The 18,435-nt window shown below is 53.8% G+C and carries 16 protein-coding genes; 3 read left to right on the top strand and 13 right to left on the bottom strand.

The window, feature by feature from the left end; translation table 11 throughout:
* Window positions 1-14: 14 nt before the first annotated feature.
* From glgX to asd, 3 genes are all read right to left on the bottom strand, one after another.
* The gene (glgX, locus tag HV261_RS04000) at window positions 15-1,991 is read right to left on the bottom strand and encodes a glycogen debranching protein GlgX (RefSeq protein WP_202037543.1); all 1,977 of its coding nucleotides are present in this window, start codon (window positions 1,989-1,991) and stop codon (window positions 15-17) included.
* Window positions 1,991-4,174 carry a 1,4-alpha-glucan branching enzyme gene (glgB, locus tag HV261_RS03995; protein WP_202037542.1) on the bottom strand — a complete coding sequence of 728 codons (2,184 nt, stop codon included), beginning with the start codon at window positions 4,172-4,174 and terminating at the stop codon, window positions 1,991-1,993. Before glgB ends, glgX begins: the two co-directional genes overlap by 1 nt.
* A 270-nt stretch (window positions 4,175-4,444) precedes the next feature.
* Window positions 4,445-5,551, bottom strand: a complete 1,107-nt coding sequence (gene asd, locus HV261_RS03990) for an aspartate-semialdehyde dehydrogenase (protein ID WP_202037541.1) — start codon at window positions 5,549-5,551, stop codon at window positions 4,445-4,447.
* A gap of 190 nt (window positions 5,552-5,741) precedes the next feature.
* Between asd and yhgN the strand changes: the two genes are divergently transcribed.
* Window positions 5,742-6,335 (top strand): NAAT family transporter YhgN, encoded by a 594-nt coding sequence (gene yhgN, locus HV261_RS03985; protein ID WP_202037540.1) that lies wholly within the window; start codon window positions 5,742-5,744, stop codon window positions 6,333-6,335.
* A 58-nt stretch (window positions 6,336-6,393) separates the two neighbouring features.
* Here the strand turns inward: yhgN and gntU are convergent, their stop codons facing one another.
* The 5 genes from gntU to HV261_RS03960 all read right to left on the bottom strand — a co-directional run bounded on the left by gntU (window position 6,394) and on the right by HV261_RS03960 (window position 11,481).
* On the bottom strand, window positions 6,394-7,734 hold the full coding sequence (gntU, locus tag HV261_RS03980) for a gluconate transporter (protein WP_137381956.1): 1,341 nt from the start codon (window positions 7,732-7,734) through the stop codon (window positions 6,394-6,396).
* Entirely contained in the window at window positions 7,734-8,264 is a 531-nt protein-coding gene (gene gntK / locus HV261_RS03975) for a gluconokinase (RefSeq protein ID WP_032940611.1), read from the bottom strand. Before gntK ends, gntU begins: the two co-directional genes overlap by 1 nt.
* A 141-nt stretch (window positions 8,265-8,405) precedes the next feature.
* Window positions 8,406-9,401 carry a gluconate operon transcriptional repressor GntR gene (gene gntR, locus HV261_RS03970; RefSeq protein ID WP_202037539.1) on the bottom strand — a complete coding sequence of 332 codons (996 nt, stop codon included), beginning with the start codon at window positions 9,399-9,401 and terminating at the stop codon, window positions 8,406-8,408.
* Between the two features lie 223 nt (window positions 9,402-9,624).
* Entirely contained in the window at window positions 9,625-10,320 is a 696-nt protein-coding gene (yhhW, locus tag HV261_RS03965; protein ID WP_005121602.1) for a quercetin 2,3-dioxygenase, read from the bottom strand.
* Between the two features lie 123 nt (window positions 10,321-10,443).
* Window positions 10,444-11,481: an oxidoreductase gene (locus tag HV261_RS03960; RefSeq protein WP_202037538.1), complete on the bottom strand. Its 1,038-nt coding sequence runs from the start codon at window positions 11,479-11,481 to the stop codon at window positions 10,444-10,446.
* Window positions 11,482-12,006: 525 nt separating this feature from the next.
* On the opposite strand from HV261_RS03960, the gene yhhY reads away from it, so the two are divergent.
* Window positions 12,007-12,495: an N-acetyltransferase gene (gene yhhY, locus HV261_RS03955; RefSeq protein ID WP_202037537.1), complete on the top strand. Its 489-nt coding sequence runs from the start codon at window positions 12,007-12,009 to the stop codon at window positions 12,493-12,495.
* A 63-nt stretch (window positions 12,496-12,558) separates the two neighbouring features.
* Here yhhY and ggt read toward each other — a convergent pair whose 3' ends face one another.
* Window positions 12,559-14,313, bottom strand: a complete 1,755-nt coding sequence (ggt, locus tag HV261_RS03950) for a gamma-glutamyltransferase (protein ID WP_202037536.1) — start codon at window positions 14,311-14,313, stop codon at window positions 12,559-12,561.
* A gap of 117 nt (window positions 14,314-14,430) precedes the next feature.
* Between ggt and HV261_RS03945 the strand changes: the two genes are divergently transcribed.
* Window positions 14,431-14,874: a DUF2756 family protein gene (locus tag HV261_RS03945; protein WP_202037535.1), complete on the top strand. Its 444-nt coding sequence runs from the start codon at window positions 14,431-14,433 to the stop codon at window positions 14,872-14,874.
* On the opposite strand, the gene ugpQ is transcribed toward HV261_RS03945, so the two are convergent.
* From ugpQ to ugpA, 4 genes are read right to left on the bottom strand one after another with little or no spacing between them, the layout of a single operon-like run.
* A complete protein-coding gene (gene ugpQ, locus HV261_RS03940; RefSeq protein ID WP_202037534.1) occupies window positions 14,871-15,614 on the bottom strand; it encodes a glycerophosphodiester phosphodiesterase in 744 nt (247 codons plus the stop codon). The genes HV261_RS03945 and ugpQ overlap by 4 nt on opposite strands.
* On the bottom strand, window positions 15,611-16,681 hold the full coding sequence (locus HV261_RS03935) for a sn-glycerol-3-phosphate import ATP-binding protein UgpC (RefSeq protein ID WP_202037533.1): 1,071 nt from the start codon (window positions 16,679-16,681) through the stop codon (window positions 15,611-15,613). Before HV261_RS03935 ends, ugpQ begins: the two co-directional genes overlap by 4 nt.
* Before the next feature lie 2 nt (window positions 16,682-16,683).
* Window positions 16,684-17,529, bottom strand: a complete 846-nt coding sequence (gene ugpE / locus HV261_RS03930; protein ID WP_137381964.1) for a sn-glycerol-3-phosphate ABC transporter permease UgpE — start codon at window positions 17,527-17,529, stop codon at window positions 16,684-16,686.
* Window positions 17,526-18,413 (bottom strand): sn-glycerol-3-phosphate ABC transporter permease UgpA, encoded by an 888-nt coding sequence (ugpA, locus tag HV261_RS03925; protein ID WP_202037532.1) that lies wholly within the window; start codon window positions 18,411-18,413, stop codon window positions 17,526-17,528. Before ugpA ends, ugpE begins: the two co-directional genes overlap by 4 nt.
* Window positions 18,414-18,435 lie beyond the last annotated feature (22 nt).

Here is an 18,435-nt window from a genome sequence, read left to right as displayed (position 1 = left end):
GACTAACTCCTTTTTTATCTTCTCTGGAACACACACAGTCCGTGCGCAGGTCCCTGCCAGACAGCCGTAAGCACCGGATTGTCCTCTCCGGCAAATGGGGGAATGGCATGCCATTCCCCTTCAGGTAAAACGATATCTGTCACCTCAAGCGTGGCGTTTATTGCAATCAGGAAACGATCCGAAAGCAGGATTTGCATCTGTTTCGGGCCGTTTTGCCACTCATCCGCACTTAAGGGTTGTGCGTACTTATTCAGCCAGCGGACATTGCCGTCGCCTTCTTCCCACCAGCAATCTCCTGTGAGGGCCGGGATTTGCTGGCGGAGATGAATCAGGGCTGCGGTAAATGTCGTTAGCCCATTGTTTGCCTGCTGCCAGTCCAGCCAGGTTAACGCGTTATCCTGGCAGTAAGCGTTATTGTTACCGTGCTGGCTATGACCATGCTCATCGCCTGCCAGCAACATCGGCGTCCCCTGGGAGAGCAACAGCGTGGTTAACAGCGCGTGAATGTTGTCACGCCGCCGTTCAATCAGGTCCAGCGAGCCGCCTAATCCTTCTTTACCATGATTGTCGCTGTAGTTATTGCTAGTGCCGTCCCGATTTTCCTCACCATTCGCTTCATTGTGCTTATTTGTGAAGCACACACAGTCGCGCAGCGTAAAACCGTCATGCGCGGTCACCAGATTGACGGTAGCGCTGGGTTTGCGGCCATTGCGTTTAAACACATCGCTGGATGCGGCGAAACGTCCGGCAAACTCGCCCAAAGACAGATTACGCTGAAGCCAGAAGCGTCGACTTGCATCGCGAAAATGGTCATTCCACTCGGCAAACAGCGGTGGGAAATTACCCACCTGATATCCGCCCTCACCAATATCCCACGGTTCCGCAATCAGTTTGACGCGAGAGAGCAGCGGACAGTTTTGGATCGCGGTAAACAGGGGAGCATCCTGACGAAACGCAGGCGTACGCCCCATGACGGCAGCTAAATCAAAACGAAAACCATCGACGTGGCAGGTCTCAACCCAGTAACGCAGGCATTCACAGGCATACTCCACGACACCAGGATGGCTCAGATTGAGGGTGTTCCCACAACCGGTCCAGTTGTAGTAATCACCATCGTCCCTGATCCAATAATAGCTACGGTTATCAATTCCGCGCAGCGAGAAGACCGGTCCCTCAAGATCCAGTTCGGCGCTGTGGTTCAACACGATATCGAGAATGACTTCAATACCCGCTTTATGTAGCGCTTTTACCGCATCACGAAACTCATCCAGCGCGCTCTCTGGCGAGCAGGCATAGGCAGGATGCAATGCAAACATCGCCACCGGGTTGTACCCCCAGTAGTTCGACAACCCCAACCGCTGAAGGCGCGGTTCATTGGCAAAATGCGCGACGGGCAACAGCTCCAGCGCGGTAATGCCAAGACGCTTGAAATAGTCGAGCATCACCGGATGACCGAGCGCTTTGTAGGTACCGCGCATCTCTTCGGGGATATCAGGATGCAGATACGTCAGCCCTTTAACATGCGCTTCGTAAATCACGGTATTGCCCCACGGCGTGCGTGGCGGGGTATCGTCTTCCCAGTCATACCGATCTGACACCACCACGCTTTTCAGGGCGATGGCGGCATTATCGTGATGATCCGGTTCATCGATCCCCCCGTGCAGCAGAGGGTTATCTTTTAACTCACCTTCAACCCGACGCGCGCAAGGGTCGAGAAGCAGCTTCGCCGGATTGAAGCGGTGGCCCTGCCCGGGCTGCCACGGCCCATGTACGCGATAACCGTAGCGCAGACCTGGTCTGGCATCGGCCAAATAGCCGTGCCAGATATCCCCGCTACGCCCCGGCAGGTCATAGCGGTGTTCGCAGCCTTGCTCATCGAATACGCATAACTCAACGCGTTCGGCATGGGCCGAGAAAAGGGTAAAATTGACGCCATGGCCGTCATACGTTGCACCATGGGGGGTGGCGTTGCCGGTTGCCAGTTGCGTCATTACCCCTCCCGAACCAGCCAAATCGTTGCCAGCGGCGGCAACGTGAGGCTCAGTGAGTGTTGACGCCCATGGCTGGCGATGTCATCACTGTGCACGGCCCCACCATTACCGGTATTGCTGCCGTGGTAATGCATCGAGTCGGTATTGAGGATCTCACGCCATTTGCCCGGTTGATTGATGCCGAAACGGTAGCCATGGCGCGGCACAGGCGTGAAGTTACTGGCGACGATAATTTCATTACCGACCTTGTCTCGGCGGACAAAAATCAGCACCGACCGTTCGTTGTCATCCACCACCAGCCACTCAAAGCCATAGGCATCAAAATCAAGCTCATGCAGCGCTTTATGATGACGATAGGTGTGGTTCAGGTCGCGTACCAGTCGCTGTACACCGTGGTGCCAGTTGTCGCCCCCTTCCAGCAAATGCCAGTCAAGGCTGGCGTCGTGGTTCCACTCGCGTCCCTGAGCAAATTCGTTGCCCATAAACAGCAGTTTCTTACCGGGGAAGGCCCACATCCAGCCGTAATAGGCACGCAGGTTGGCAAATTTCTGCCATGCGTCTCCCGGCATGCGGTCGAGAATCGATTTCTTACCGTGTACGACTTCATCATGTGACAGTGGCAGAACAAAGTTTTCGGTGTAGTTGTACAGCATGCCGAAGGTCAGCTTATCGTGGTGATACTGACGATGAACCGGGTCCAGCTTCATGTAATCCAGCGTGTCGTGCATCCAGCCCAGGTTCCACTTGTACCAGAAACCTAAACCGCCCATATCCTGCGGTCTGGAGACACCGGCAAAATCGGTAGACTCTTCCGCCATGCTCACGGCACCTGGAACCTGTTCGCCAAGAATACGGTTGGTATTGCGCAAGAACTCAATGGCTTCAAGGTTTTCGCGACCACCAAATTCATTCGGGATCCATTCCCCTTCTTTACGGCTGTAGTCGCGATAAATCATGGATGCCACGGCATCCACGCGCAGCGCATCGATACCAAAGCGCTCAATCCAGTACAGGGCGTTGCCCACCAGATAGTTGCTGACTTCACGGCGGCCGTAGTTGTAGATCAGCGTATTCCAGTCCTGGTGATAGCCTTCACGCGGGTCGCTGTGTTCATACAAACTGGTGCCATCAAACTGAGCCAGACCAAAGTCGTCCGACGGGAAATGACCCGGAACCCAGTCGAGGATCACGTTCAGCCCCGCCTGATGGGCGGCATTGACAAAATAGCGGAAGTCATCGCGCGTGCCGAAGCGGCGGGTCGGCGCATACATGCCAGTCGGCTGGTAGCCCCAGCTGCCGTCAAACGGGTGCTCGTTAATCGGCAACAGCTCGAGATGGGTAAAGCCCATCCACTTCACGTAAGGGATCAGCTGATCCGCCAGCTCACGATAGCTCAGCCAGAAGTTGTTATCGGTATGACGACGCCATGACCCCAGATGCACTTCATAGATAGAGATTGGCGCATCAAACTGGTTGGCTTTTTTGCGCTCCTCGGTTTGCACCACTTTTTCCGGCAAACCGCAGATAAGCGATGCGGTTTCCGGGCGCATTTGCGCTTCAAAGGCATACGGGTCGGCTTTGACACGCAAATGACCGTTGGCATCGATCATCTCGTATTTATACAGCTGACCCTGCTGGGCACCGGGGATAAACAGCTCCCAGATACCACTCTCTTTACGCAGGCGCATGGGGTGGCGTCGACCATCCCAGTAGTTGAACTGTCCCACGACTGAAACACGCTGTGCATTCGGCGCCCAGACGGAGAAACGCGTGCCGGTAACACCATCCATGGTGTCCGCATGCGCGCCCAGCGTCTCGTAAGGTCGCAGGTGCGTACCTTCAGATAACAGCCAGGCATCCATATCCTGGATTAGCGGGCCAAAACGATAAGGGTCATCGATCAGATTCTGCTGTCCATGCCAGACAACGGCCAACTGATAGCGAAAGAAATTTTTACGGCGGGGAAGTACAGCACAAAAAAAACCGCGAGAGTCGAGGCAATCCAGCTTGCCCACTTTGCGTCCGGTTTTTGGTTCGATCACCCACACTTCGGTGGCATCGGGTAATAGGGCGCGGACTTCAAGTCCGGCTTCAGTTTGGTGCATACCCAGTACGGAAAAAGGATCCGCAAAATGGCCTGCAATTAGCGCATTAATCACGTCTCTATCGATACGAACGGACATGGTTGTCTTCCTGTTTTATGGTGTCACCCCTTCCAACTGATTTTCGACATCAGGTGCGACACTTCTTTGACCTGAACGGCGCAGCACAATTGTGCATCCTCTCTGCGTCGTCCCACCTTCAGGCAACAACTTAATACCTCCGGTACTAAGTCACCCTTAAAGAATAGCCAATGCTTTATCTTACTCCCGGTAAAAAATGAAACATCTGCGCTTACTCCTGTATTACGCAAAAAAAAGGGTGATTCCTCACCCTTGATCGTTAACAAATTATTACGCCAGCTGACGCAGCATACGGCGCAATGGCTCCGCTGCCCCCCAGAGCAGCTGGTCGCCTACGGTAAAGGCTGACAGGAACTCCGGTCCCATATTCAGCTTACGCAGACGGCCGACTGGCGTGGTCAACATACCGGTAACGGCCGCTGGGGTTAACTCTCGCATGGTGATATCCCGATCGTTTGGCACCACTTTCGCCCACGGATTGTGCGCGGCCAGCAGTTCTTCCACGGTCGGAATAGACACATCTTTTTTCAGTTTAATGGTGAACGCCTGGCTGTGGCAGCGCAGCGCACCGACGCGTACGCACAGACCATCCACCGGGATCACGGAAGACGTATTGAGAATTTTGTTGGTTTCCGCCTGCCCTTTCCACTCTTCGCGGCTCTGGCCGTTATCGAGCTGTTTGTCGATCCACGGAATCAGGCTACCGGCCAGCGGTACGCCAAAGTTATCAACCGGCAGTTCACCGCTACGGGACAGGGTCGTGACTTTACGTTCGATATCGAGAATAGCAGAGGAAGGCGTCGCCAGTTCATCGGCCACATGGCTATACAGATGCCCCATCTGCGACAGCAGTTCACGCATATGACGTGCGCCGCCGCCGGAGGCCGCCTGGTAAGTTGCCACGGATACCCAGTCAACCAAATCATTGGCAAACAGGCCACCAAGCGACATCAGCATCAGGCTAACGGTGCAGTTACCGCCGACAAAAGTCTTAATGCCTTTGTTCAGACCGTCGGTAATGACATCCTGGTTAACCGGATCGAGAATGATGATGGCATCGTCTTTCATGCGCAATGAAGAAGCCGCGTCAATCCAGTAACCCTGCCAACCGCTTTCACGAAGCTTTGGATAGATTTCGTTGGTATAATCGCCGCCCTGACAGGTCACGATAATGTCCAGCGCCTTCAGCGCGTCCAGATCAAAAGCGTCCTGAAGTGTGCCGGTCGCGGTTCCACCAAAGGTCGGTGCCGCCTGCCCGAGCTGGGAAGTAGAAAAGAAAACAGGGCGAATGGCGTCAAAGTCGCGCTCTTCAACCATGCGTTGCATGAGAACAGAGCCGACCATACCGCGCCAGCCGATAAAACCAACATTTTTCATAGCGTTTTTTCCTGCAGAGATGTGTGCTGTGTATGCTAACCAGTATCCTACTGGCCTATCCTTCACCATACAAAAAGCAGCCAAAGTCGCAAGTGAAATTAATCAATGATAGCGAAGCCATCAGTAATGCGACTTATCCCGCTGCGCAAGCAAGCAGAAAGTCCACGTTGATTATCAGGGAATTTGAGTTATGAATGAAATCATTTCAGCAGCAGTTTTATTGATCATGATCATGGATCCGCTCGGAAATCTACCCATTTTCATGTCCGTATTGAAACATACTGAACCGAAACGCCGTCGCGCAATTATGATTCGCGAGCTGTTCATTGCTCTGTTGGTGATGCTGATATTCCTGTTTGCGGGCGAGAAAATTCTGGCATTTCTTAACCTGCGCGCGGAAACCGTCTCCATCTCCGGAGGCATCATTTTGTTCCTGATTGCCATCAAGATGATTTTCCCCAGCGCCACCGGCAACAGCACCGGACTGCCGGCGGGCGAAGAACCCTTTATCGTGCCGCTGGCGATTCCACTGGTTGCCGGTCCAACAATCCTGGCATCGTTAATGCTGCTCTCGCATCAGTACCCGAATCAGATGGGGCATCTGGTGATTGCGCTACTGATCGCCTGGGGCGGTACCTTTGTGATTTTGCTGCAGTCTTCGCTGTTTTTACGTCTGCTGGGGGAGAAAGGGGTTAACGCGCTGGAGCGCCTGATGGGGCTGATTCTGGTGATGATGGCCACCCAGATGTTCCTCGACGGCGTGCGGATGTGGATGAAGGGGTGACAGTATTTTCTTTGATTTTGTAGGCCCGGTAAGCATAAGCGCCACCGGGCAACAAGACTCAGCTCAGCAGCTGGAAAGCAATCATACCGACAATCGCGCCGACCGTACCGAGGATGGTTTCCATCATCGTCCAGGTCTTCAGCGTTTGTGCTTCCGTTGCACCGGTAAATTTACCGAACAGCCAGAAACCGGCATCGTTCACGTGGCTAACCACGATAGAACCGCCCGCGATACAGATAGACAGTGCCGCCATCTGCGCACCGGAGAAGTTCAGTTGCTCAATCACTGGCATCACCAGACCCACAGCCGTTAAGCAGGCTACGGTTGCGGAACCCTGAATAATACGTACCGCCGCCGCCAGCACAAAGCAGGTAATGGCAATCGGTAAGCCCATACCGGTTAACGCTTCGCCCAGCGCCGGACCGACGCCGGAATCCACCAGCACCTGTTTGAACACGCCACCAGCACCGATCACCAGCAGAATAATCCCCGCCGGTTGCAGCGCGTGGCCGCAGATCTCCATCACCCGGTCTTTCGCCATACCCTGACGAATGGCCAGACCATAAATAGCAACCAGACAGGCGACCAGAATCGCAGTGAACGGATGACCAATAAATTCGAACCATTCATACGCAGTAGAACCGACCGGCACAAAGCGTGCGGCGATGGTTTTCAAACCAACCAGCACCAGCGGCAGCAGGATCAGCGACAGGCTGAAGCCAAAGGACGGCATTTTGCCTTCGCCCAGATGCGGCTCGGTAATGTCTTCCGGTACATGCAGTTCAACGTAACGGCTGATAAAGTTGCCCCACAGCGGCCCGGCGATAATCATGCCCGGGATCGCCGCACACAGGCCAATCAGGATCATCCAGCCAAAGTCGGCGTGCATCTGAGAAGCCAGCAGCATTGGCGCCGGCCCCGGCAGCAGGAACGCGGCAGCAGCAGCCACGCCCGCAAACAGTGGAATAACCAGCTTCACCAGGTTGGTACCGGTGTGGCGCGCCATCGAGAATGCGACACTTATCAGCAGCACAATCGCCACTTCAAAGAACAACGGCAGTGCGCAAATCAGACCGGCCAGACCGATCGCATAATGCGCACGGCTGTGACCGAAGGATTTCAGCATCTTGACGGCAATCTGATCGACTGCGCCGGTTTCATGCAAAATCTTGCCAAACATCGCGCCCAGCGCCACCACAATCGCCAGAAAGCCGAGCGTGCCTCCCATCCCTTTTTCCATCGTTGCCGCGATTTTATCGAGCGGCATACCGGAAAAGAGACCTGCACCAATGGATACCACCATCAAAGCAACGAAGGCGTGCATACGCGCCTTCATTACTAAAAACAGCAGTAATAAAACGGACCCTACTGCTGTTAAAACAAGCGTTAATGTAGTCACTACTTACTGCCCTGGTTAATAACCTCAATGGTGCTAGCTACCACACCGTCCAGCGGCTGATCGATATCCACCACCAGAACATCGTTTTCATTCGCACCCGGTTCTTCCAGCGCTTCAAACTGAGTTACCAGCATCTGCGTTTTGAAGAAGTGGCCTTTACGCGCCTTCAGACGGCTTTCAATAACGTCAAAATCCCCTTTCAGGTAGATGAAAGAGAGATTCGGGTTACCGTCACGCAACTGGTCACGATAGTCTTTTTTCAAGGCAGAGCAGACGATCAGCGAAACCTTGTTGGTGCGCTGCATCGCGAAGGCGGCGTCATTCAGCGCCTGTAACCACGGTTTACGGTCGTCATCGTTTAACGGCTCACCGGAAGCCATTTTCATGATGTTGCTGCGCGGATGGAGAAAATCGCCATCAAGAAACGCGGCCTGCAGTTGATGCGCCACTTCGCTGGCGACAGCAGATTTACCGCTGCCCGATACGCCCATCAGAACGTAAACGTGGTGATCATGATTAGTCGTGCTCAAAGCGTTGCCCCCACTGGTACAAGAATCAGGAAATTGTTACGGGTAACTGTTATCGGTAACATTGTCCAGCCGGATAAATAGAGAAGCAATATCCATTCGTGCCCGAAGTGTATAAGTGTGAGCTACTTCAAACTTGTTGGGTTAAATAGATCCGCCCGGTGACAAGGTGAAACCTAAATCTAACATTTTAGGTGTAACTACCTCACCACGGATGCGCGCCAGCAGACGTTCTGCGCCAATGCTGCCCATCCGTTCACGCGGCGTGAGTACGCTCGCCAGACGCGGTTCCATCACCTGGCCGATATCGTGACCGTGGAAACCGGCAATCGCCATGTCATCAGGGATTTTCAGCCCTAAACGCTGACATTCAAACGCTGCGCCTACCGCTAAGTCATCGTTGGTACAAAAAACACCGTCCAGCTGTGGATATTCACGCCGCGCCTGACGGATAAGCTCGATACCGGAGGAGTAGGAAGAAGACTGCTCCACCATCACACTATACGGCACCAGGCCGGCGTCGCGCATGGCCTGCTCGTAGCCCTTCTGTTTGATGATAGTACGTTCATCAAGACGCGCACCCAGATAGGCAATATGGCGATGACCACGCGCGATAATGGCGGCGGTCATCTGCCGGGCGGCCTCGAAGTTGTCAAAGCCGACGGCAATATCCAGACACGGTGACTGGCTGTCCATCAGTTCAACCACCGGGATACCCGCAACCTCAATCATTTTCAACGTCCGGGGCGTATGGCTACGTTCGGTGAGGATCAGACCGTCGATATTCCATGACAGCATCGATTCCAGGCGTTCCTGCTCCATCTCGGGCTTATAGCCGTAGTGCGCCAGCATGGTCTGATAACCGTGGCGGTCAGTCACGGCCTCAATGCCGCGTAGCACTTCAGCAAAAACCTGGTTAGTAAGAGACGGTAACAGCACGCCGATAGCGCGGCTGGTGGCGTTAGAAAGGATATCAGGAGCGCGATTGGGAATATAACCCAGCTCATCAAGTGCAGCGGCAATTTTGCCCCGCAGCGCCACGGAGACCTGCTCCGGGTTACGCAAAAAGCGACTGACCGTCATTTTGGTCACGCCCACGCGGTCGGCTACATCCTGAAGTACGGGTCTTTTCTTTTTCATCGTCCTGAAGCGTTAAAAAGGGATAGATATCCCCAGTTTACCACGGACGTGCGTGAACCTTCGCAGAGAAAAAAAGGAGTTTTTTATTGTGAGAAATACACAAAATCATTCGAGTTGCATCAAGGCGGCGACGCAGTAAATCCCCGGAAGTGTACATTAAGTACGCGACCGGGGTGAGCGAGGAAAGCCAACACAGATGCGGCTTGAAGGATGACGTGTATTTTTAGACTGGCGGCAGGTCAAACAGTAACACTTCGCTGTCGCTGTCGGCATGAATCGAAATTGCCTGTTCATCCCAGATTGCCAGACCGTCGCTGGTGGTCGCTTTGGTCCCGTTAATCGTCACGTTACCTTTTACGACCTGGATCCAGACGCGGCGTTCAGCGGCAATCTGATGCACTGACTGTTCATCTTTAAGCAGCGCCCAACGGTACAGCTCCATATCCTGGTAAACTTTCAGCGAACCATCTCGCGCATCCGGTGACAGCACCAACTGTTTGCCCTGCACAGCATCGAAACGACGCTGTTCATAGCGCGGCGTAATACCGTTTTCCTGCGGCATGATCCAGATCTGATACAGATGCAGCTTCTCAGTATTGCTCGGGTTGTACTCCGAGTGACGGATCCCCGTCCCGGCGCTCATAATCTGGAATTCACCTGCCGGAACCTGCTCCTTATTGCCCATGCTGTCCTGATGTTCTACTGCGCCTTCCAGCACGTAGGTCAGAATTTCCATGTCTTTATGGGGATGAGTACCAAAGCCCTGACCTGCATCGATCACGTCATCGTTGATCACGCGCAGTGCCGAGAACCCCATAAAATTCGGGTCATAGTAGTTGGCAAAAGAGAAGGTATGCCAGGAATCGAGCCAGCCATGATTAGCATGACCACGGTCGTTAGCTTTGCGTAAATAGATCATTGTGTTCACCCCCAGATGTTTTCGATGGAGTAAGTGTGGACTCAATCCGGTCAGGATCATAGAGGGTGAAAATTGACTCCTCTGTTCAAAAAATATGAACAAACCCAGAGGAGTCTGTGCAGGCTATTTGGCGAGGGTAATCGTGGCAGGCGTTGCCTGTTCAAAGGCGCGTTCGAGGATCTCCAGGTTGGTAAGAACTTCAGATTCCTTGACGTAATTAGGCGTACCCACTGTCAGCGTCTGATACAGCGCATCATAGACGCGGCCATAATCGCCGACTTCCGGTTTCACCTCTTCTTTCACTGAGACGCCTTCATCATTGATGTACTCCAGCAGCCCAATGGAATCGTCAGCGGCAAAACCGGGTTCTCCCGGCATGATATTCGCCTTCAGGCTGGTTTCCTGCTGGTCGATGCCGTATTTCACAAACGAACCTTTGGTGCCATGCACGATAAACTTCGGATAGTCGATTTTCACCAGATGACTGGTTTTAACAATGGCTTTCAGGTCGCCGTAAAACAGCTGCGCTTCAAAAGTATCGTCCGGGTTCGCTTTGTTACGCAGGCTACGGATGTCGTAGGCCACATGATCGGGGCGGCCGAACAGGGAGATAATTTGATCCATGGTGTGTACGCCCAGACCATAAAATGCGCCGTCCTGAGGCAGACCTGGTTTGGTTTCAGCGACCGGTCGGTAATAGTCAAAATGGCTCTCCACTTCAACAATTTCGCCCAACTTGCCGCTCTCAATCGCCTTTTTCGCGGTGAGGAAACAGGAGTCAAAACGACGATTCTGGTACGGGGTAACGGTCAGTCCTTTGCTTCGCGCTAGCTCAAACAGCTCTTTGGCTTGCGCAAGCGTCGGGGTGAAGGGTTTCTCAACCAGCACATTTTTACCCGCTTCCAGCGCACGTTTGGCGTATTCGAAATGGCTGTCAGCATGCGTACAGACGATCACCAGTTTCACCTGCGGATCGTTTAAGATCTCGTCGAGGTCGCTGGTAAAGTGGATATGTGAATACTGCGGCGCCTGCTCTTCCGGTTTCGCGTTGCGGCGAAAAATATGTGCGACATGCCAGCTGTCTTTGCGGTTCAGGACATAAGGTAAATGGTAGCGAGTGGTGCTTTTACCAAAACCAATAAATGCGCAATGTAAGGCCATGAGACGATCCTTTTGAAGGTGATTGTCTACACCATAGCGCAAAGCGGCTGGAGACTGAATCATACTATCATCGTGCCGGATGCGGCGTTGCCTTATCCGGCCTACAAAACTGAATCCATCCTGTCATCATGCCGGAAGCGGCGTTGCCTTATCCGGCCTACCGCATTATACAGCCAAAAGATCGGGCGTAAGTGGCGTAGGCAGATTATTCACGGCCTGCGCGCAGCAACCGGAGCGTACACAGAGTACGTGAGGGTTGCGAGCACAGCCCGGGATTAAGCTGGCAAGCAAACTAGCCCGAAACCCAGCCAAAAAAAAAGCCAGCAAAAGCTGGCTAAAGTAATACTGGAAGCAATGTGAGCAATGTCGTGCTTTCAGGTTCTCCGTAGGGGTTCCCCTGAACGCAGAGCAATAATAATCATTCTCATTCGCACTTGTCTACTTATTTTTGCAAAAAAATGCAGTTGACGGAATTTTCTTTCTCAGCGAGTGTAAATACACAATTACCCCTGCAGGAGATAAGGAATGAGTGAGATAGTGATACGCCACGCTGAACCAAAAGATTACGACGCTATTCGTCAGATCCATGCGCAGCCGGAGGTGTACCACAACACGCTACAGGTTCCTCATCCTTCCATGGAGATGTGGCAAGTGCGACTCGCCGAGCAGCCCGGCGTCAAACAACTGGTTGCCTGCATTGATGATATCGTCGTGGGACATCTTTCCATTGCCGTCGCCCAACGCCCGCGCCGCAGCCACGTCGCTGATTTTGGTATTTGTGTTGATGCTCGTTGGCAGAACCGCGGCGTTGCCAGCGCCCTGATTCGCACAATGATCGACATGTGTGACAACTGGCTGCGCGTCGATCGTATTGAGCTAACGGTGTTTGTTGATAATGAGCCTGCGGTCGCAGTCTATAAGAAATACGGCTTTGAAATCGAAGGCACCGGCAAGAAATATGGCCTGCGCAACGGTGAGTACGTTGATGCGTACTTTATGGCGCGCGTGAACTAACGGGTAAGAAACCGCCAGGAAGTACTCGCCGGGCCTGCCTTAACGGCAGACCCGGCAATACCATCAATATCCTGCCGTTAAATCATCCACGGAACGCGGGTCGGACGCACCGTACAGTGCACCATCCGGTCCAACCATAATGCTCTGCGTGCTGCCCATTGCTTCTTTCAGCACCACTTTCTGTCCTTTCTGCTCCAGCAGTTTGATGGTATCCGGGCTGAAGCCCTTCTCGATGCGCAGTTCATCCGGCAACCACTGATGGTGGAAGCGCGGCGCGTTGGTCGCTTCAGCGACGTTCATCCCGAAATCAATGCTGTTGACCACCATTTGCAGCACGGTAGTGATAATTCGGCTTCCGCCTGGGCTGCCGGTCACCAGCCAGGTTTTCCCGTCTTTTACCACGATAGTCGGCGACATCGACGACAGCGGACGCTTCTTCGGCCCGACGGCGTTGGCATCACCGCCCACCAGTCCATAAACGTTCGGCACGCCCGCCTTAGCTGAGAAGTCGTCCATCTCATTATTGAGCAGAATACCGGTGTTACCCGCCACAATACCGGTTCCGAAGGTGGTATTCAGGGTATAGGTCACCGCCACGGCATTGCCGTCTTTATCCACCACCGAGAAGTGCGTAGTCTGGTTACTTTCATAGGGAGCAAGTTTGCCAGGCTTGATTTGGCTGGAAGGCTTCGCTTTGTTGATATCAATCTGATCGGCAAGCGTTTTAGCATAGGCTTTGTTGGTCAGCGCCTGCCACGGCACTTTCACAAAATCCGGGTCGCCCAGATATTCGGAACGGTCGGCGTAAGCATATTTCTCCGCTTCAGCCATAACCTGCATGGCATCGGCGCTGCCAAACCCGTACTTCTTCATATCGAAGTTTTCGAGAATATTGAGGATCTGCACGATGTGAATACCGCCAGAGGACGGCGGCGGCATCGAGAAGACCTGATAACCACGGTAGTCACCGCTGATTGGCGCACGCTCTACGGCTTTGTAGTCAGCTAAGTCCGCTTTGGTGATAAGCCCGCCATTCTTCTTCATCTCCTCGGCTATCTGATCGGCAATCGCCCCTTTATAAAACGCATCAGGGCCATTCTCGGCAATCATTTCCAGGCTTTTCGCCAGATTCTTTTGCACCAGCTTGTCGCCCTTTTTCAGCGGCTCGCCGTCCTTCCAGAAAATGGCTTTGCTGTTCTCGTGATTAGGGAGCACTTCGCTGCCATAGGTTTTCAGATCGTCGGCCAGCGCGTCATTAACCACAAATCCCTCTTCCGCTAGCTTCATCGCCGGGCGCACCACTTTGTTCAGCGGCATCGTGCCGTATTTCTCCAGCGCCAGCGAGAAACCCGCCACGGTACCCGGCGTACCGGAAGCCAGATGCGACGTCAGTGACTTTTTCGCATCGGCGTTACCCTGTTCATCAAGGAACATATCGCGAGTCGCGCCAGCTGGCGCCATTTCACGGAAATCAATTGCTGTCGTCTTCCCGTCTTTGGTGCGCAGCATCATAAAGCCGCCACCACCCAGGTTACCCGCCTGTGGATGCGTCACCGCCAGCGCATAACCAACGGCGACGGCCGCATCGACAGCATTACCGCCCTGTCTGAGAATATCGACCCCAACCTGCGTGGCCAGCGCATCCACGGACGCCACCATCCCCTGCTGCGCACGCACAGGATGGAACACATCTTCTTCAACACCGTAGGATACCGGTGGCGGCGCAGCCGGTGCAGCCGGTGCAGCCGCAACGCTAAAACAACTTCCTGAGAGCAGAGCAGCAATGGCTACCCGGCGTAAAAACGTCGGTTTTATCATCGTTATTCTCCAGATTTATGGGGTCGGCCCCCACTAAGCCTGGTGCATAACTCTGAAATAATCATCGTAACAGCGAGAAAGGAGTAAACTTAAGAGATCCCCGAGAGGAGAAAAGCGATGAAACGACTCTTACTTTTAGCCATGCTATTGCCGTTTGCAGGCTTTGCACAGCCAATCAACACCATGAATAACCCGAATCAACCCGGTTATCAGATCCCGAGTCAACAGCGTATGCAAACACAAATGCAAACGCAGCAAATTCAGCAGAAAGGGATGCTCAACCAGCAGTTGCAAACGCAGACACGCATGCAGCAACAGCATATGGAAAACCAAATCAACACCAACTCCCAGCGAGTACGTCAGTCTCAGCCAGGTGAGTTGAATTCCGGTCAGCAGCAAATGCTGCCCAACAGCAATGGCGGGATGTTAAGCGGAACGCATAACCCGGACAACTCGCTGAATAAACAGCAACAGATGCTGCCGGAAAAAAAGAATGGCGACATGCTAAAACCGTCCAGCACGCCGCAACCTAACGTTCCGTTAAAAACGCTTGGACCTTAACAGGGCTGGAAATCCGGCCCGATAACCTCAATCGCATCAGTACAGATGCAGTCTACTCCCCAGCGTAGCAGTTCTGCCGCGCGCTGGGGTCGGTTGACGGTATACACCAGAATCCGCAGCCCCGCATCGCGCAACGCATCCACACGCGCCTCATCCAGCAGCTTATGATTAAGATGAATAGAGACACAGCCCAACCGGGTGGTGAGCTCTCGCCAGTCATCACGCCACTCATCAAGCAGCAAACCACGCGGCAGCTCAGGCACCGCCAGTTGCGCCGCTTCAAGTGCATCAATTTCAAAAGATGACAGCAGCGGCGGCGTCATCCCCGCCCACAGTTCACGCGCGGCCAGTGCCACGGCTTTGCCGGTCAGCGTCCCGGTTCCCGTGGTCGGTTTAATTTCAATATTCGCCATCATGCCATGCTGGCGGCAGCGCTCCGCCACCTGGGAGAGCAGCGGCAATGGCTCGCCTTTAAACTCACCGCTAAACCAGCCGCCGGCATCAACACGCAGAAGATCCTGCCAGTTCAATTCACCCGCAACGCCCCAGCCGTTGCTGGTACGTTCCAGATTGTCGTCATGCAGCAGAAAGATCTCACCGTCTTTCGACAATTTGGCATCGAATTCAATCATGGTGTGACCGTATCGCGCCCCCACGTCAATCGCCGCCAGGGTATTTTCCGGTGCCAGCTTACCGCCGCCACGATGGGCGACAATATGGGGATAAGGCCAGTTACTCATACGCGTTGTCCTGTTTCGCCATCAAAAAGATGCAGATGATTTTCCGGCAGATGCAGCCACAGCGTGCTGCCTGCCGTCGGGCGATGCTGATGCGCCAGTCGCACCACCAGCTTTTGCTCACCCCAGCGTCCGTGTGCCAGGTTATCTGCGCCCAGCATTTCCAGCGTATCAACAACCAACGGCACGCCGCCTTCGGCCTGCGAGCTTAGCGCAATATGCTCCGGGCGGATACCCAGCGTCATATTACGCCCACCAGACTCCCTGGCGCTTCTGCCGATGGGCAACGTCATACCGCCCTCCAGCTCAAAATGGGTGCCAGAAGCGCTAACGTACCCATCCAGCAGGTTCATCGCCGGGCTACCGATAAAGCTCGCCACAAAGCGACTGGCGGGTTTTTCGTAGACTTCCACTGGCGTGCCAATCTGTTCAGCAATGCCCTTGTTCATCACCAGCACACGCTGGGCCAGCGTCATCGCCTCAACCTGATCGTGTGTGACGTACAACGAGGTGGTTTTCAGTCGGCGATGCAGATGTTGTAACTCAAGACGCATCTGCACACGCAGCTTTGCATCAAGATTTGAAAGCGGTTCATCGAACAGGAATACCGCCGGGTCGCGGACAATCGCCCGCCCCATCGCCACGCGCTGACGTTGGCCGCCAGAAAGTTCACGCGGACGGCGTTTGAGCAGTTCACCCAGCTCAAGAATACGCGCCGCCTCTTTCACCCGCTCGGCAATATGCTCCTTGCCCATTCCACGAATCTTTAGTCCCCAGGCCATGTTTTCTTCCACGCTCATGTGCGGGTAGAGTGCATAGTTCTGGAACACCATAGCAATACCACGATCTTTCGGTTCCATTTCGGTGACGCGCTTATTATCAATCCAGATATCGCCGCCGCTCACCCGCTCCAGACCGGCAACCATCCGCAGTAGCGTAGACTTTCCGCAACCGGATGGGCCTACCATCACAATGAATTCCCCGTCCGCGACGTCCAGCGTCAGCGGTTTAATTACCTGGGTTTTGCCGTCCCAGCTTTTGGTTACTGCCTGTAGTTTTAAACCAGCCATTTTTATTTCTCACTATCGACCAGGCCGCGTACGAAGGCACGCTGCATGGCTAACACGATGATTACCGGAGGGATGAGCGTCAGCAGCATGGCTGCCATCACCTGGTTCCATTGGGTAGTGCCTTCACCGGTAGCAATCATGCCTTTGATGCCTGCTACGGCGGTGCCCAGGTTAACGTCGGTAATAATTAACAACGGCCACAGATACTGGTTCCAGCCGTAGATGAAGGTGATGACGAACAGCGCCGCCAGATTGGTTTTCGACAGCGGCAGCACGATATCGCGGAAAAAACGCATCGGCGACGCACCATCAATTCGCGCCGCTTCAACCAGTTCATCTGGTAGCGTCATAAAGAACTGACGGAACAGGAAGGTGGCGGTAGCCGATGCCATCAGCGGCAACGTCAGACCCGCATAACTGTCGAGCATCTTCAGATTGGCGATCACCTCCACCGTCGGGAAGATACGCACCTCCACCGGCAGCATCAGGGTGATAAAAATCATCCAGAAGAACAGGTTACGCAGAGGAAAGCGAAACCAGACAATGGCAAACGCGGACAGCATCGAGACGGTGATTTTTCCCACCGTAATACTGAATGCCATGATAAAACTGTTGAGCATCATCAGCCAGAACGGTGCGCTATTCACCCCCACACCGTTGACCCAGATGTATTTCATGTTTTCCAGCAGTTGTGTGCCGGGCACCAGCGTCATCGGCGTTTCAAACACCGCTTTGTTATCCAGCGTCGCCGCAACAAACGCGACGTACAGCGGAAACAAGATCACCATGATCCCCAGAATCAACATGGTATGGCTGAATATTGTCAGCCCGCGACGATTCTCAATCATTGGTAACGCACCTTACTTTCCACATAGCGGAACTGCACCACCGTCAAAATAATGACGAGGAACATCAGCACGACCGACTGCGCGGCTGATGCGGAGAGATCCAGTCCGACAAAACCTTCACGATAGATTTTATAAATTAGCGTGGTGGTAGCCTGCACCGGCCCGCCCGCTGTCGCAGCATCGATCACCGGGAAGGTGTCAAAGAAGGCGTAAACCAGGTTCACCACCAGCAGAAAAAAGCTAACCGGCGCAATCAGCGGCAGCGCCAGCTTAAAGAAGCGGCGAACCGGCCCTGCGCCATCAATTGCAGCCGCTTCGATCAGTGAACGCGGGATCGACTGCAGTGCGGCAAAGAAAAACAGGAAGTTGTAACTAATCTGCTTCCAGACCGATGCAAACACCACCAGAAACATCGCCTGACCGCTGTTTTGCGCATGGTTCCAGTCATAGCCAAATTCACCGAGAAAATGGGTAATCAGTCCGCGTCCTGGGTTAAACAGGAAGATCCACAATACGGCGGCGACCGCGGGCGCAACGGCATAGGGCAACAGCATCAGCGTTTGATAAAAACGGCTTCCGCGTACCACGTAATTCACCAACGCGGCAAAAAATAGCGACACCAACAGGCCGCTTACCGTAACCAACGAGCTGAACTTGATAGTGGTCCAGAACGAATCAAGGTAGTACGGGTCATGAAACAGTGCGACAAAGTTTTCCAGTCCGACAAACTGGCTGGAAAGACCAAAAGGATCAACGCTTTGCAGTGAGTACCACAGCGCTTCACCGGCAGGCCAGATAAAGAAAATAACGGTGATGACCAACTGCGGGGCAACCAGTAGATAGGGAAGCCAACGCGAGCGGAACACCGGACGGGATGAGGACATGTAGGTTTTTTTCCTGGAAGGT

The organism is Citrobacter sp. RHBSTW-00671 (assembly GCF_014103415.1).
Classification (GTDB): domain Bacteria; phylum Pseudomonadota; class Gammaproteobacteria; order Enterobacterales; family Enterobacteriaceae; genus Citrobacter.
The sequence above is the reverse complement of the archived record's forward strand: the minus strand, read 5'-3'. Positions and strand labels throughout refer to the sequence as shown.

Bases quoted from the DNA above. Each gene is read 5' to 3' on its own strand.
- yhgN (WP_202037540.1), top strand. From the start codon at position 5,742: ATGAATGAAATCATTTCAGCAGCAGTTTTATTGATCATGATCATGGAT.
- glgX (WP_202037543.1), bottom strand. From the start codon at position 1,991: ATGACGCAACTGGCAACCGGCAACGCCACCCCCCATGGTGCAACGTAT.
- ggt (WP_202037536.1), bottom strand. From the start codon at position 14,313: ATGATAAAACCGACGTTTTTACGCCGGGTAGCCATTGCTGCTCTGCTC.
- yhhW (WP_005121602.1), bottom strand. From the start codon at position 10,320: ATGATCTATTTACGCAAAGCTAACGACCGTGGTCATGCTAATCATGGC.
- ugpA (WP_202037532.1), bottom strand. From the start codon at position 18,413: ATGTCCTCATCCCGTCCGGTGTTCCGCTCGCGTTGGCTTCCCTATCTA.
- ugpE (WP_137381964.1), bottom strand. From the start codon at position 17,529: ATGATTGAGAATCGTCGCGGGCTGACAATATTCAGCCATACCATGTTG.
- HV261_RS03945 (WP_202037535.1), top strand. From the start codon at position 14,431: ATGAAACGACTCTTACTTTTAGCCATGCTATTGCCGTTTGCAGGCTTT.
- ugpQ (WP_202037534.1), bottom strand. From the start codon at position 15,614: ATGAGTAACTGGCCTTATCCCCATATTGTCGCCCATCGTGGCGGCGGT.
- HV261_RS03960 (WP_202037538.1), bottom strand. From the start codon at position 11,481: ATGGCCTTACATTGCGCATTTATTGGTTTTGGTAAAAGCACCACTCGC.
- gntR (WP_202037539.1), bottom strand. From the start codon at position 9,401: ATGAAAAAGAAAAGACCCGTACTTCAGGATGTAGCCGACCGCGTGGGC.
- glgB (WP_202037542.1), bottom strand. From the start codon at position 4,174: ATGTCCGTTCGTATCGATAGAGACGTGATTAATGCGCTAATTGCAGGC.
- yhhY (WP_202037537.1), top strand. From the start codon at position 12,007: ATGAGTGAGATAGTGATACGCCACGCTGAACCAAAAGATTACGACGCT.
- asd (WP_202037541.1), bottom strand. From the start codon at position 5,551: ATGAAAAATGTTGGTTTTATCGGCTGGCGCGGTATGGTCGGCTCTGTT.
- HV261_RS03935 (WP_202037533.1), bottom strand. From the start codon at position 16,681: ATGGCTGGTTTAAAACTACAGGCAGTAACCAAAAGCTGGGACGGCAAA.